Below are 14,676 nucleotides of genomic sequence, written 5' to 3'. Positions count from 1 at the left end.
CAAGATTTATCGCTAAAAACTACAAAAAAAATAACTCTAACTATTGCGTCAAAACCAAAAAGCTGTATATTTGCAGCCGAAACAAATGTTCTTTGAACAAAGGGGAGATACCAAAGTGGCCAACTGGGGCTGACTGTAACTCAGCTGACATCGTCTTCGTAGGTTCGAATCCTGCTCTCCCCACATTCGCGGAAATAGCTCAGTCGATAGAGCACTAGCCTTCCAAGCTGGGGGTCGCGGGTTTGAGTCCCGTTTTCCGCTCTCATTTTAAAGCACTTACAAAAGTAAGTGCTTTTTGCTTTTAAACGGTTTTCATGAAGTTTTGAGCATTTATTTAAACCAAGGTTTAAACCGAATTCAGGATAGTGTAATGCCTCCTGAAATATAATATTCACGGATGTCTTTTTTTATAATTCTCTATACGAATATCTCTTTCTTCTTGAGGCATATCGGCAGGAAATTCAAAGGTTGTTCGTGCACTGATTGTCACGTGAACTACCTCTCCGACTTTTTTCTTGTACTCTTTAAGTACGTTATCTACTGACTGCATAGATTGATATTTCTCGGGACGCACGTTATCACTTTTCATTTCTTGAATTTTATATATTAAAATACATTACCTTCATCAAGTACAGATTTTTATTTGTACTTGGTCTAAAACCACGGATTAGAGAAAGAGGACAATTAAAGGTGAGCGCTACTTTATAATAATAAAAAGAAGGACTGAAACAATAATGATTCAAAACTCTAAATCGTATCAAAGATAATACAATATTTGAATAAAACAAATTCTATTCCTTGATTTTATGAATATAACGTGAATCACCCCCCAAATACTCTTCTTTAAATATATTCACGCAGAAAGCGAAAATAGCCAACAAGAGGGGACCGAAAATCACACCCATAAAACCGAATAACGAAAGCCCGATAATCACACCGAAGATCGTGATCAAAGGATGCGTGTCCGCCATTTTCTTTTGCAGCATAAAACGCACGAGATTATCCACGTTGGCAATCACGACAACCGCATAAATTGTCAAACCGATAGCGGCACCCCAGTGTCCCGAAAGCCCGAGAAACAGAGCCAGCGGTATCCATATTAATGCAGTCCCCACGATCGGGATAATCGTGGCAAAACAAGAAAGGAATCCCCAAAGAAAAGGGTTCGGCACCCCGAAAATAAAATACCCGATCATTGCGACTATCCCTTGTATCAAAGCCAACAACGGAATACCAATGGCATTGGACTTCACGATCATGTTGAACTCGTGCAGAATATTCCGTTTATTCCGTTTATTAAAAGGCAGAATATCACTCACGTACTCTTCCATTCGGGTTCCCCCGATCAGCATAAAATAAAGCACGAAAAGAAGCACGATTACATTCATGGCGAAACTACTGATACTCCCCATTAACATTTGCCCTATCTTGGGCAACATCGCGAGTAAAGAATCCACGTTTTCCTTACTCATCACGTCATACCCGACACGTTGTTCGATAAGATCCGCCACGTGTTCGACAGGTGCGATCAGACTATGGGGATCGAGATTGATTGCCTGCAACTTGTTCACGAATACCCAAACCACCAAAGACAAAGGCACGAGGAAGCAAAGAATGGTTTCCATAAGCAAGAGCACCGCCATCCAACTCCGACGCATACGTTTTTTTACTGTTAGGTATAACATCTGACCGCGTAACAAGATATAAATAGTCATCGCTCCCAGTATACCGCTGATAAACGGTAACGCCTCAAAAAATATAATCGTCCCCAACAACAGAATAATGATCACGAGGGAATATCTCCAATATTGTTCTTTCAAGCTCATATTACTTTATTTACAGTTAATCAAATCGTCAGCAAACAGATGAATCCTACTGTCCGCCTACACCGTTTTTTAACGAAATAAAGAATAAAAATGTTATTATTAAACTGCTGAAATTATTACATCATTGCCCGGCGCAAAGCTTGTCGGTCGAGAATGGCTATCTCCCGGCGATTCACGACAATTAATCCCTCATCCGCCAACTCGTACAATACCTTTGCCAACGCGGGACGGGTAACCCCGAAATACTCTGCCAGTTCTTGTTGCGATTTATCCAACACGACGTTCTCGTTCCCGGCAGAAGCCAGCTCCAGTATATAATGGATTAATTTTCCCCGAATCGTTTTGAAAGAAAGGAATTGCAATCGTCCCGTCAAGAATGTTGTCCGGTTGGAGTTGACGGAAAGAAAGTTCCGCATGAAGACTTCGTAACGCGCCAACTGTCGGAATACCGATTCTTTCGTGGCGATAAAAACCTCGGTTGCTTCCGCCACCGTTGCCGTCACCGGGAAATGGTTGTCTCCGGCGAAAAGGAACGCGGGAGCAAGAGCCCGCGGCGCCCGTATCGTTTCAATACGCAACATAGCTCCCGAATCGTCGGTCATCTCCGCCTTTACTTCCCCTTCCAACAGAATATACAGAAAACGGCAAGCTTCCCCCTGCCGGAACACGACCTCGTCCCGACCGTAATTTTTGACCGTGTAATCAAACCCCTCTAAAAAGCGTTCCCGTTCATTCTCCGGGATACCGACACATAGCGGACAATCAAAAAAACGAACTAATGCCATACCTGTAAACTTTTGATACTCTCGCGAATGTAGTACTTTATCCCCGGCATTCCATTTTTACCCGTCCTCTTTTTTAACCTTTACACGAATTCACCGTACAAATTATTGAAATTTAAACTCGGTTTGTAATTTATATTACAATTATTGTTTCCTCGCACCCTTACATTCGCGATAAACAAGAGAAAAATAATATTCATTTAACACGCTAGACTATGGAAAAAATGTTTTGTTATCAATGCCAAGAAACCGCGAAAGGTACGGGATGCTCCGTACGCGGCGTATGTGGAAAAACTCCCGACGTGGCTAATTTACAGGATTTACTGTTATTTGTACTGAAAGGAATCGCCCATTACCGGGTACAATTACGAGCTTTAAACGCCGTGGACCACACTGCCGACCGTTTCATGCTCGATGGTCTTTTCATGACAATCACGAATGCCAATTTCGACAAGCAACGTTTCATCGACAAGATCAAAGCGGCACTCGAATTGCGGGAGCAATTGAAACAAACCTTCCTCGCAAAAGGCGGAAAAATCGAAAACATCACTTTTGAAGGTGCACACTGGACAGCCTCCACGCCGGAAGAAATGGAAGCAAAAGCCGGAAACGTCGGGGTATTATCCACTGAAAACGAAGACATCCGTTCTTTACGCGAATTGCTTACCTACGGCATGAAAGGTATGGCAGCCTACACGGAGCACGCTCACAATCTCGGTCACGAGAATCCCGGCATATACGAATTTATAGACCGGGGATTGGTTGCCACGACCATTCCGCTCTCCGCCGATCAACTCGTGCAGATGGTTCTGGAATGCGGTAAAAACGGGGTGGACGCCATGGCATTACTTGACAAAGCAAACACGGACACGTACGGGAACCCGGAAATCACGAAAGTGGATATCGGTGTCAGAAAGAACCCGGGCATATTGATTAGCGGACATGACTTGAGGGATTTATACGAATTGCTAGAACAAACCGAAGGCACAGGAGTTGACGTGTACACGCACAGCGAGATGCTTCCCGCCCACTATTATCCCGCTTTCAAGAAATACAAACATTTCGCCGGGAACTATGGTAACTCGTGGTGGCGTCAGGTATATGAATTCCAACACTTCAACGGTCCGATGCTTTTCACCACGAACTGTATCGTTCCCCCGCATCCGGATGCCAACTACAAAGATCGGGTATACACGACCGGCTCAGCCGGATTCCCCGGCTTCAAACACATCGAGAGAAAACCGGGACAACCCAAGGATTTCAGCGAGATCATAGAGCACGCGAAGAAATGCCCGCCACCGGAAGAAATCGAAAATGGCAGCATCATTGGCGGATTCGCCCACAACCAAGTATTCGCTTTAGCTGACAAGGTTGTAGAAGCCGTAAAATCAGGTGCTATCCGCAAATTCTTTGTTATGGCAGGATGTGACGGTAGAATGAAGGGGCGTGAATACTATACCGAGTTCGCGCAAAAACTCCCGAAAGATACAGTAATCCTTACCGCCGGGTGTGCCAAGTACCGTTATAACAAACTTCCCCTTGGAGATATCAACGGGATACCCCGTGTATTGGACGCCGGACAATGTAACGACAGTTACTCGCTCGCCGTTATCGCACTCAAATTGAAAGAAATATTCGGCGTGGAAGACGTTAACCAGCTTCCTATCGTTTACAACATCGCGTGGTACGAGCAAAAAGCTGTTATCGTACTTCTGGCGCTACTTTATCTTGGCGTGAAGAATATCCACCTCGGACCGACACTCCCGGGATTCCTTTCCCCGAACGTGGCAAAGGTTCTGATCGACAAATTCGGCATCGCCGGTATAACCACGGCAGACGATGACTTGAAATTTTTCTTGGAGAACTAAGAAAGAATTTATAAAGTAATAGACGCCCTAAGGGCGTCTATTACTTTATAAATTCCTTTACCACTTTCAACGTATGCGTGTATCTTTTTATATCCTCGTTAAAGATACCATGGTGATCAATTTTATCTATTCGTACCCGTCCCGAAGCATGGATGATTCTTCCTTGTTCCCATAGAATACCGACATGTGTAATACAACCGGAAGTATCCCCGAAGAATGCCAGATCACCGGGTTGAGCTTCTTCCAGAAAAGATAAAGTCTGTCCCTCGTTTACCTGTTTTTCCGCTTCCCGGGGAATAGTGATTCCGGCAAGCCGATACACCATTTGCACGAAACCGGAACAGTCAATTCCCTTTGGAGTCCGCCCCCCCCAAAGGTAAGGCGCGTTAAAATACATCAAAGCATATTGTATCAATAAATCCCGCACACTCTCGATGCCCACTTCACGCGGCCCCCCAAGCACAACATACTCCTCATCCCCCAAAAACATTCTTTTCGTGTAAGCATCGTAAAAAGGAAGTACGCTTCCGGCTACAATCAGACGGTTTTCCCAATCTCCTTTCTTCATGACCAAATTGAAAACCTCCCCCATAATCAGCTGGTCGGAAGCCCTATAGTTTTGCACGTAAGCCTCGTCCACTTCCCTGAATACCTTTTTCTCCACCCAACCTTCACAATTGTCATGCAACAAGCGGATGTAGAGCCACTTCTCGTCTGTTTCCAACACCTCGTATACCTCACCGAACAGCATCTGGGAAACCATCTCGCTTCGCTCCGACCGTTCCCTTCGCATAGGGGTAATACTTAAATCCGCTATTCCATAACTCATAATAATGCAAAAACCATTTTCAATCCCGCAAAAATAGGGCAAAGTTTTGAAATATCATAACGGAACATCTTTCATCCGTAAGATTTTTTAGCTAACTTGCTGACGCATTTTAGAAATAAAATCCTATTTGATTATGAAGAAGTTAGTCATTTTAACCGGGGCAGGCATGAGTGCCGAAAGCGGAATCCGTACTTTTAGGGACAGTGACGGGTTATGGGAAGAATACAATGTTATGGATGTATGTACCCCTGAAGCATGGGAACGTGATCCGGAATTAGTAAACCGTTTCTATAACGAACGCCGGAAGCAACTCTACGAGGCGCAACCGAATAACGGACATTACGGGCTTGCCGATCTGGAAAAAGACTATGACGTACAAATCATAACGCAAAACATTGACGACTTGCACGAAAGAGCCGGGAGTACCAAAGTATTACACTTGCATGGTGAACTCAAGAAAGTAAGAAGCAGCCGGAATCCCAACCTGATTTATGACCTTGACGGTTGGGAATTGAAATTCGGCACGAAAGCCGACGACGGTTCTATCCTCCGTCCCCACATTGTTTGGTTCGGGGAGGCAGTTCCCAACATAGAACCTGCCATCGACCTCGTCCGTCAAGCTGACATTCTGGTCATCATAGGGACTTCCCTAGCCGTGTACCCCGCGGCAAGCCTGTTGCATTACGCGCCCGCCGGATGCCGTATCTTGTTGATCGATCCGAAAGTCCCCGAAAGCGTCAGAACCAGCAAAATCGAATTCATCGAGAAAGGTGCCTCCGAAGGCGTCAAAATCCTAAAAGAAAAACTAGCAACAATTTCAGATTTATGAATTACGATTTATGATTAAACAAAAACATTCACGTTCAAAAAAGAATCATAAATCCAAAATCATAAATCAAGAAATTGACCAAATCGTAAATCTAAAATCATAAATCTAAAATCAATTTATGTCTCGCGGTAAAAAGCCCTTACTAGAAAACGTTGAAATAAAAAAAATAGCAGCAGAAGGAAAATCCATAGCTTACGTGGATGAAAAAGTACTGTTCGTACCGAACACCGTTCCCGGCGATATCGTGGACGTGCAAGTCACCCGGAAACGTAAAAGTTTCATGGAAGGCTTTATCGTCAACTTCCGGAAATATTCCGATATCCGGACAGAACCCTTTTGTGCCCACTTCGGCGTGTGCGGCGGTTGTAAATGGCAAAACCTGCCATACCAACTGCAAACCGAGTTCAAACAGCAGGAAGTTATCGACAACTTGGAAAGAATCGGTAAAGTAAAATTGCGAAACATCGCCCCGATCATCGGTTCGCCCAAAACAACCTATTACCGGAATAAACTGGAATTCACGTTCTGCAACAAACGCTTCCTCACCCGTGAGGAAATAGCAGAGGGGAATGACTTGAACCGTACTCCGGCAGTCGGTTTCCACGTTCCGGGACTCTTTGATAAAGTCATAGACATTGATAAATGTTACTTGCAAGCGGAACCTTCAAACGCTATCCGCAACTTTATCCGGGAATACGCCCTCGCACGGAGTCTGAACTTCTACGACATCCGGGAACAAGCGGGATTCCTGCGCACATTGATTATCCGCACCTCTTCCACGGGAGAAGTGATGGTTATCGTTACTTTCGGCAGAGAAGACCGGGAAACAAGAGAAGCCCTGCTCCATGCTCTCGAGGAACAATTCCCGGAAATCACCTCGTTGATGTACGTCATCAACGAAAAGATGAATGACACGATCACGGATCAGGAAGTCGTGTGTTTCCACGGGCAAGATCATATCTTCGAACAAATGGAAGACTTGAAATTCAAGATAGGTCCTAAGTCTTTCTACCAAACCAACTCGGAACAGGCCTATAACCTATACGCGAAAACGAGAGAACTTGCCGGACTTACCGGAAAGGAAATCGTTTATGACTTGTACACGGGTACGGGAACCATCGCCAATTTTATTGCCCGCGATGCACAAAAAGTTATCGGTATCGAATACGTGCCGGAAGCCATCGAGGATGCGAAAATAAACTCAGCCCTCAACGGTATTGATAATACATCCTTCTACGCCGGCGACATGAAAGACGTGCTTAATGAAGAATTTATCGCCCGTCACGGTCGTCCGAATGTCATCATCACCGACCCTCCCCGTGCCGGAATGCACAAGGATGTCGTGGACACGATACTAAAAGCCGCACCGGAACGCATCGTGTACGTGAGTTGCAATTCCGCCACACAAGCCCGTGACTTGAACCTCATGGATAGCGATTACAGGGTCATGGCCGTGCAAGCCGTCGATATGTTTCCTCACACACATCACGTGGAAAATATCGTTCTCTTGCAACGCAGGTAAGACAAAAAGAGAGTGTGTCACTTCACACACAGACACACTCTCTTTTCATTACTTCATTTATTCTTTCGGATTCAAATACCAATCAGAATTTTCTTTACCGTTGGTTTTTACCCAATTCAAAAAACCGGGATACTTGATATTTATCAAGGCTGATTCTTCAGGAATCACAAAAGAATCCATATCCTCATCATTTTCAAAAACGAGATTTATAGCAAACGGCATTTGTTGCCCGTTCTTATCGTAAGTAATATAATAAAGATTTGCATCCGGTTCCGATCTGTCATGCCCATATCCTAAATTTTCTGTATTCAATTTTTCAGTAGGACGCATATTAGTCAGGTGCACCTCTATATCTTCCCTAGTCGTTGTGATAAAAGGATTATAAGGAGGCAAAATGAAATCTTCTTTAGATATTTTACGCCCCGTGTACTTGGTCACAACAGTAAATGTTTCCTTCTCCAGATTATTTGCATATCCCGACACCTTATTAGCCAAACGAATCGTAGCCTTATCCAACTCGGGATCGACATAAGCACCTCCATTTCCACCCAAAGAAGATAAAATAGTCACCTCAACCTCACTACGCCTTACATCCAATTGATAAGCAAAACTATTATCATAAGCCGCACCCGACCACAATATGGTATAAACATCTTTCGTCTCAACCACTTCATTTTTTTGATAATAAATCCAATCTCTCAAAAATAGTATATATAATGATTTGAAATTCAGTGTGTTGAAAATTTTATAGTTTTAATTGAGGAACAAATAAGAAACAAAATTGCTAATTAAAGGCATTTCCCGATTTTTTGTTTTCACTCTGTTTCTTTCCTTGCACTTACTTATAATCGGGACTTCTTGAACCAGCTTCCTACCAGAATTTTTTTCCTCGTCCGACGGTTGTATTTGAACTTCCAAGAACCATTGCAGCCAAAAGAAAAGCAAGCCTTCTTTAATTCATACAAAGATAAGGAAAAACTTATAGGCAGGCAAATTTGTCTGCCTAAATATAGTTTACTTTGATTTAGCATATATATAGGCTAATGGACTAAACTAAACCTTTTCCCGAACTTCGTAAAACACTCTGGTCCCATTGTGCAGCCAAAAGAAAAAAAGATTCCACGGCATATTTTTCTTTTCGCTGCAACTCCCTTTTTATAAACCATCAACCTTTTACACGAGATCTTCTCTTCCCTGTATTCGCACATCCGCTTTCGGGCTGTCTGATATGAATTGTGTCGCAAAGGTACTTGACATGTCTTTCTTGTATGCAAGGTCACAGCCTGACGGTTCACGACAAAATCTCCACGCTCCGCTTTGCGGAGGTAGTATTTGGTTGTGAAACCCTGCATAAAGAGCCATGTCACCTTTTGAAGCGACATAATTAAATCAAGCCCGAAAGTAGCTGATGCTACAAGAGGGAAAAAAGAAAACTCAAAATTTAAGATTATGGCGAACTATGCAACAAACATTTTTCACGCAAGTACGGAAAACAAGCAAGACCTCGATAAAATAGAGGCATTTCTGGACGATAATTTCAACGGTTTTGTCAATCGGTATGGCGACACTGTAGATGCAGAATTTTCTTCCCGTTGGGAATACCCAGAAAAAGAAATCGACGAACTGGTAGCTTCTTTGGAAGCCAAAGATAAAATCTATATCCGCATACTGACATACGAGTTAGAGGACGAATACGTGAGCTTTCGGATATTCTCGCAAGGCAAGTGGGACATTAAGCTGTAACCTAAAAACGCATTCACTATGTACGAATACGAAGAAGACAGCGATATTATCGGTTTGTCTTGCACACTGCTCAATCCATACAAAGGTTACACGGAAGGTACAATCGTGGGCAACTATGGTAACACCATAGTTGTCCGCCTTGAAAGCGGCAAGGAAATTTCAGAATACCGTGATGAAGTGATTATCCATGATTAAACGATAGCAAACGTATGACACAGATAGCAACAAAATTCGTCAAATGGGATATTCCCGAACTGGCGACATTACAGGACAGCAAGGTTTACAAATTGCGGGTACACCTGAACAACGGAGGCAAGTTAAACCGGAAAGAAAAGAACTGGATTACCCGTAACGTGTGGGAAAGCATCTATTTCAAACGTGGAATTGCCTTGAGCGGTTATCATTTTGATTTTTCCGACGTTCTCAAACGGTATTTCGTCAAACAGCACGGAAGCATTCACGAGTATTATGCGATTGACAAAACAGCGTTACGCTCGATACTGTACGGCAGAATCGAGGATATTGTAGAAGTAAACAGTTAAACAACAAGGATATGGGAGAATACAAATTTTATCAAGACCGTAAGGTTACAAGTTGGGAACGGGATTATTTCAGTGTAAAAGCAAATAGTTACGAAGAAGCCGAGGCAATCGTCCGCTCATGGAACTGTGAGGACGTGTCGAACATCATTGACAACCGTCTTTGCTATGAAGAGTGGCAAGCATTGACCGATACATCGGAATCTATGCTCCCCGAAGAAAACGACGGCAACCCGACAATAGAGATTTTCAACGAAGACGGAGAATCAATAATGACCAATGTACCTAAAACACCTCAATCAAACCAATAGAACCATGAACGTAACAATCGAACACGTCTTTTGCCGCTATAGCGATGAAGCGGAAGAAATCTATTTCCGAATCATGAACACGATTCTTTTTGCAACTGACGAAACCGAACTTCGTGCAAGTATGGAACGTTTGAAGAACGAGACCTCACTCGATGAGTATTTTATATTCGGATACGGAGCACACCATATCTGGATAAACCAACGGCGACCGAGTGATAAAAACAGAATTTTCAAAAATCGGATTATGGTAGCCCATTTCTGACGGGAACGGGCAAGAGACCTCCGATGTACTTTTGCGGGCTAAACCGGAACTGCCAGTTTCAGCCCGTTTCTTTTTCTCTCGGCAGACATGCCGGCGCAATACCTTTTTTATCCTCATAATTAAAATTCTTATACAACCCGGAGGCCCATTTATATTTTCTTTTCGCTGCAACCCTTTTATATAAGCTATCGAACCTTTTGCAAGAGACCTTCTTTTCCCTGTGTTCGCACGTCGCTTTCGGGCTGCCTGATATGAATTGTGTCGCAAAGGTACTTGTCATGTCATTCTTGTATGCAAGGTCAAAGACTGACGGTTCACGACAAAATCTCCACCCTTCGCTCCGCACGGGTAGTATTTAATCGTGAAACCTTGCATAAAGAGCCATGACACCTTTCGAGGCGACATAATTAAATCAGGCCCGAAAGTAGCTGGTGCTACAAGAGGGAAAAAAGAAAACTCAAAATTTTATAGATTATGGCAAACGATGTAACAAATTCAAATGGACGAGTAACGGCAGACGAAGTAATACACAAGGATTCGGTTTTCAGATACCAACTGTTAGACCGCTTACGGTCAGATTGCGAGTATTACCTTAATTACGGTAACAGACACCCGAAATCCTTATGGGCTGGCGACGAAAAATTGCAAATTGAATTTATGATAAAACTGCATGAGAGTTTCAAAGAGGACGAAAAACCAGAATGGCTTACGATGGATGAGATTTTAGAATACAGCAAGAAAATGATAGCTCAAGAAGAATAAAATTACAACTAAGGAACAGACTAAAAATGTGATTTTATGGCATGGTTAGCAGTAAATAAAGACGGAACAGAATGGATAATGCCCGGAAAGCCCGTTCGAGGCTGGTGCGGGCATTGGGAGTACTCGGAAAAAGTGTACGTCGAGAGCGAGCAAGGGTACGTATCAATCGAGATAGAACTCCCCAAGGGGTCTGTTTACAAACTACTCGGTAAGGAGCTGACATGGGATGATGAACCGGTGGAATTGCAGACCGAAACAGAAAAGAGGTAAAAGCAAGCGGGCTGAACGTAGCATCGGTTTCAGCCCGCTTATACCGGCTAAACAGGTACACACCGGCGGGAATCCCTTTTTTATCTCCGTAACAGACATCCATACCGTTTCCTTCGGAAATAACCTTTTATACCTTTTGGCAGGCTATATCCTTTTGTAGAAAACGTCCGTTCGTGCGAAGGCGGTTCCTCCGCTTTGTTTCAAGACAGACTTCAGCCCTTTTTCCTTTTCCTCTTCTTTCCCTCATTTCTCTTGCCGGATAGAGACAGCGACATCAATACGCTGCATACATCTTTTGTCGGCTCTTCGTTTGGGCCCCCTTTCCACTATGCAGCGTACATGGTTGTATAAACGGTATATCGTTCTTGCCGCTTCAACCCCAAACAACCGATACGCTTTCTTGCCAGATGTTCTTCCCGCCCACCTGCCGGAACGGGAGCGGTCTTGTGTCAGTGGACGGACAGGTCTTTCATGTCTCCGAATCCGCTGCGGATTGTTTCGCCTCGACTTTTTCGCGACCGCTTTCTATTTGAAGTCGCCATATCGTTTTTCGTTGCAAAGTTAGTATGCAGACGGGCGCGACCTGGTGGTCTTGACCAATGGCGTATCGCACAAATCTTCCTTTATCGGGCCTGCGGTTTGGGGCTTCGCCTCCAAAATAAAGAGTATTTATGCGCTATCCTTGGTGCAGCCCTTTACTGCACCTACTTTTTATGCACCGTAAAACTGATTTATTAACTTCAAAAAGCAATCGCAATGAAAAAGATCGAGAACAATTTCGCAGTAACCGGATTCGTGGCAAAAGATGCCGAAGTCCGTCAGTTCACCACCACAAGTGTCGCACGTTTCCCGCTGGCAGTAGCCCGTCAGGAGAAGAACGGCGAAGAAACCAAGCGCATATCCGCTTTCATGAACATTGAAGCGTGGCGCAAGAACGAGAATACCGGGTCGTTCGACCAGCTCACCAAGGGCACGCTGCTTACCGTGGAGGGCTACTTCAAGCCCGAAGAGTGGACCGACAAAGACGGCGTGCTGCACAACCGCATCGTAACGGTCGCCGTCAAGTTCTATCCCGCTGTCGAGAAAGAGGAGGAAGCTCCTGCGGAACCGGTAAAGAAGCAGGAAAAAGGCAAGAAGTAATTCCTGCCTTATCCGGACAAAGCGGCTTGAAAGCCGCTTTTGTTTTACTCGTTACCGTTCCGGAACGTCCACACTTTTATACTCCTTCATACTCCACACGAAGAGTCCGCCGCCGTCCATTGATTTTCCCGTGCAAAGTTAAGGCGGTCGGGAATCGGCAAGGCGCGGCTTCATTTGTCGTTAACAACCATCAACTCGCAAGCTCGTCAATACTTGTTCAACACAAATGAAATCGTCCACGGGACTATCCGCTTCCTCCTTGCCTTATTTCCCTTCTGTCCGCCTTGTGGCCCGCACGTAAATCAAATCCCGCCGGACGAGGGAAACCCTCCGAAAGCAGGGATAAAAACGAAAGTCAAACTTAAAATTCAAAATGTATGAAACAGATGATTTGGTCAAGCTATGACCTGTTGGACGAAACGGCAAAAGAAGAATATCAAAATTCCCAGCGGGAAATATTGGACGATGACAGTTACGAGGTCAGCGATGAAGAATGGGCAGAAGAAGTATATTGCCGGCTGGACGACGAACGAAGCAATCTGAATAAAGAAGTGGACGGCATTATTGTCGTGTTCGGCAACTTGGGATTATGGAACGGCCGGAGACGAGGCTATCAAATATTGGGCAGCACCATTGCCGATATTTTGAAATCCCAGTGCGACGATGCAGAATGGTACGGCGACGGCTACAACATTCGCGGACGGATGGACCATCATGACGGTACGAACTATACCTTATACCGTATCGCCAAAGGCCGTGACGAAGCGGAACGTATCGCCGATAAGATTTACAACCGTGAAATCGACGAAGAAGGCTTCCGCCGGAGAACACGTTCCCTCTATCCGTATGTAGCCGCCGTGTACGGCTGGAAAACAAGGCAGCGCAAGCCGGACAAGGCCGCATAAAAATGCTGCCCGCAAAATACCGCAACGCACCCGCCAGAGGTGGTTGCGGTATCCTTTATTGAATGACTGAAATACAGAACCATCACCTTTTATAATCAGCTTCGTTCCTTTTTTATCTCATGTTTTTTGTGAAACCGGGAATGGACGAATATTTTGAACTGACGGACGAAGGTTACGAGTGGGTCTCCTAAACATTCGGTACAGATAATGACAGGTACGGGTTCGGGATACATTGGCAATGGATGTGTCCTGAATCCTTTTGCCGGAATTACCCTTTTATATCTTCATGACTCTTTCCCTTTTATCGAAGCGTATTCCGTACCCCATTGTACTCCGGCTAACCAACCGGAAAGCAATCCTCTTATAACACCTTAGCTTCCCCATTTTACTCCTTACAGCCGTTCCCCAGACACACTCCATGCCGAAAGCCCGCTTATTTTTTCTGCAAAGTTCGATTGCCGGCTGCCAGTCCCGGCAAGGACCGCTGGCGCTTGCAACCGGAAAATCTTCCTCTCCGACTTCGTTGGAGAGCGTATTTCCCGTTGCCTCCTTGTCTGGACTGACCGTCAATCCTGTGGCAGAAAAATAACCAGCCTCTCGGTACGAGATTGTACCAAAGGGAAAAACAAAAAATAGTTCAAACTTAAAATTTAAAGCGTATGACATTTAGAGAATTTATGCGAGAAAACGGTTACGAGTTACAGACAACTTTTTGGGAGGACTTCTCAATAGCGGACCGATTCGGTCTGTCAGCTATACAAGACACTTTCAAACGTGCTTTCGAGGAATGGAAAAATAACTATAAATACCTCACGGAACTGATATTGGTACTCAATCATAAAATCTGGCAGTATTATGAAACGAAACCGGAATTTGCGACACTTTACAATACCCTTTGGGAACAGGCAGGTCAATATGCGGTAGAGAACCTGAAAGATGACGAGTTAAGTTATTATTACGAGGTGACGGATTAAGCAAGGGAACACAAAGAGTCGGCTTTCATCGGCGGCTCTTTGTGCCACTTCCTTTTTTATAGCATACGGCAAAACAAATACCGCAACCGTCCGCAAAAGACAGTCGCGGTATCG

The 14,676-nt window shown here is 44.4% G+C and carries 19 protein-coding genes and 2 tRNA genes; 15 read left to right on the top strand and 6 right to left on the bottom strand.

Annotated elements, in window-relative coordinates:
* The first annotated feature begins 101 nt into the window (after positions 1-101).
* Both L0M98_RS03955 and L0M98_RS03950 read left to right on the top strand, forming a co-directional pair.
* Positions 102-183, top strand: a tRNA-Tyr gene (locus L0M98_RS03955).
* A gap of 5 nt (positions 184-188) precedes the next feature.
* Positions 189-261: transfer RNA gene (locus L0M98_RS03950), tRNA-Gly, on the top strand.
* 130 nt (positions 262-391) lie between these two features.
* Here L0M98_RS03950 and L0M98_RS03945 read toward each other — a convergent pair.
* The 3 genes from L0M98_RS03945 to L0M98_RS03935 form a co-directional block, all read right to left on the bottom strand.
* Positions 392-589: a hypothetical protein gene (locus tag L0M98_RS03945; protein ID WP_099291938.1), complete on the bottom strand. Its 198-nt coding sequence runs from the start codon at positions 587-589 to the stop codon at positions 392-394.
* Positions 590-791: 202 nt separating this feature from the next.
* Positions 792-1,826 carry an AI-2E family transporter gene (locus L0M98_RS03940; protein WP_227215015.1) on the bottom strand — a complete coding sequence of 345 codons (1,035 nt, stop codon included), beginning with the start codon at positions 1,824-1,826 and terminating at the stop codon, positions 792-794.
* Between the two features lie 116 nt (positions 1,827-1,942).
* The gene (locus tag L0M98_RS03935; RefSeq protein WP_099291936.1) at positions 1,943-2,611 is read right to left on the bottom strand and encodes a Crp/Fnr family transcriptional regulator; all 669 of its coding nucleotides are present in this window, start codon (positions 2,609-2,611) and stop codon (positions 1,943-1,945) included.
* A 221-nt stretch (positions 2,612-2,832) separates the two neighbouring features.
* On the opposite strand from L0M98_RS03935, the gene hcp reads away from it, so the two are divergent.
* Positions 2,833-4,476, top strand: a complete 1,644-nt coding sequence (hcp, locus tag L0M98_RS03930; RefSeq protein WP_227215276.1) for a hydroxylamine reductase — start codon at positions 2,833-2,835, stop codon at positions 4,474-4,476.
* Between the two features lie 40 nt (positions 4,477-4,516).
* On the opposite strand, the gene L0M98_RS03925 is transcribed toward hcp, so the two are convergent.
* Entirely contained in the window at positions 4,517-5,305 is a 789-nt protein-coding gene (locus tag L0M98_RS03925; protein ID WP_099291935.1) for a C40 family peptidase, read from the bottom strand.
* 133 nt (positions 5,306-5,438) lie between these two features.
* Here L0M98_RS03925 and L0M98_RS03920 point away from each other — a divergent pair, with 133 nt between their 5' ends.
* On the top strand, positions 5,439-6,134 hold the full coding sequence (locus L0M98_RS03920; RefSeq protein WP_099291934.1) for an SIR2 family NAD-dependent protein deacylase: 696 nt from the start codon (positions 5,439-5,441) through the stop codon (positions 6,132-6,134).
* Positions 6,135-6,252: 118 nt separating this feature from the next.
* Positions 6,253-7,656, top strand: coding sequence for a 23S rRNA (uracil(1939)-C(5))-methyltransferase RlmD (gene rlmD / locus L0M98_RS03915; RefSeq protein ID WP_227215013.1), 1,404 nt, complete (start codon positions 6,253-6,255; stop codon positions 7,654-7,656).
* A 57-nt stretch (positions 7,657-7,713) separates the two neighbouring features.
* On the opposite strand, the gene L0M98_RS03910 is transcribed toward rlmD, so the two are convergent.
* Positions 7,714-8,358, bottom strand: coding sequence for an LruC domain-containing protein (locus L0M98_RS03910; RefSeq protein ID WP_227215011.1), 645 nt, complete (start codon positions 8,356-8,358; stop codon positions 7,714-7,716).
* Positions 8,359-9,105: 747 nt separating this feature from the next.
* Between L0M98_RS03910 and L0M98_RS03905 the strand changes: the two genes are divergently transcribed.
* The 9 genes from L0M98_RS03905 (at position 9,106) to L0M98_RS03865 (ending at position 13,588) form a co-directional block, all read left to right on the top strand.
* A complete protein-coding gene (locus tag L0M98_RS03905) occupies positions 9,106-9,399 on the top strand; it encodes a hypothetical protein (protein ID WP_004289507.1) in 294 nt (97 codons plus the stop codon).
* Between the two features lie 18 nt (positions 9,400-9,417).
* Entirely contained in the window at positions 9,418-9,594 is a 177-nt protein-coding gene (locus L0M98_RS03900) for a hypothetical protein (protein ID WP_004289506.1), read from the top strand.
* Positions 9,595-9,608: 14 nt separating this feature from the next.
* Entirely contained in the window at positions 9,609-9,941 is a 333-nt protein-coding gene (locus L0M98_RS03895) for a hypothetical protein (protein ID WP_004289505.1), read from the top strand.
* Positions 9,942-9,952: 11 nt separating this feature from the next.
* Entirely contained in the window at positions 9,953-10,249 is a 297-nt protein-coding gene (locus tag L0M98_RS03890; RefSeq protein ID WP_004289504.1) for a hypothetical protein, read from the top strand.
* A gap of 4 nt (positions 10,250-10,253) precedes the next feature.
* A complete protein-coding gene (locus tag L0M98_RS03885; protein ID WP_004289503.1) occupies positions 10,254-10,511 on the top strand; it encodes a hypothetical protein in 258 nt (85 codons plus the stop codon).
* 474 nt (positions 10,512-10,985) lie between these two features.
* Positions 10,986-11,273 (top strand): LPD11 domain-containing protein, encoded by a 288-nt coding sequence (locus tag L0M98_RS03880; RefSeq protein ID WP_004289501.1) that lies wholly within the window; start codon positions 10,986-10,988, stop codon positions 11,271-11,273.
* A 36-nt stretch (positions 11,274-11,309) separates the two neighbouring features.
* Positions 11,310-11,543, top strand: coding sequence for a hypothetical protein (locus tag L0M98_RS03875; protein WP_004289500.1), 234 nt, complete (start codon positions 11,310-11,312; stop codon positions 11,541-11,543).
* A gap of 756 nt (positions 11,544-12,299) precedes the next feature.
* A complete protein-coding gene (locus L0M98_RS03870; RefSeq protein ID WP_004289499.1) occupies positions 12,300-12,683 on the top strand; it encodes a single-stranded DNA-binding protein in 384 nt (127 codons plus the stop codon).
* A gap of 377 nt (positions 12,684-13,060) precedes the next feature.
* The gene (locus L0M98_RS03865; RefSeq protein WP_004289498.1) at positions 13,061-13,588 is read left to right on the top strand and encodes a hypothetical protein; all 528 of its coding nucleotides are present in this window, start codon (positions 13,061-13,063) and stop codon (positions 13,586-13,588) included.
* 276 nt (positions 13,589-13,864) lie between these two features.
* Here the strand turns inward: L0M98_RS03865 and L0M98_RS03860 are convergent, their stop codons facing one another.
* Positions 13,865-14,254 carry a hypothetical protein gene (locus L0M98_RS03860; protein ID WP_004289496.1) on the bottom strand — a complete coding sequence of 130 codons (390 nt, stop codon included), beginning with the start codon at positions 14,252-14,254 and terminating at the stop codon, positions 13,865-13,867.
* Here L0M98_RS03860 and L0M98_RS03855 point away from each other — a divergent pair.
* Complete coding sequence (locus L0M98_RS03855) at positions 14,248-14,562, top strand: hypothetical protein (RefSeq protein ID WP_004289495.1); 315 nt, start codon at positions 14,248-14,250, stop codon at positions 14,560-14,562. The genes L0M98_RS03860 and L0M98_RS03855 overlap by 7 nt on opposite strands.
* Positions 14,563-14,676: the final 114 nt, after the last annotated feature.

This window comes from Butyricimonas sp. DFI.6.44 (genome assembly GCF_022132345.1).
Classification (GTDB): domain Bacteria; phylum Bacteroidota; class Bacteroidia; order Bacteroidales; family Marinifilaceae; genus Butyricimonas; species Butyricimonas muris.
Note: the sequence above shows the minus strand (reverse complement) of the source record. Positions and strands in the feature narration are given on the sequence as shown.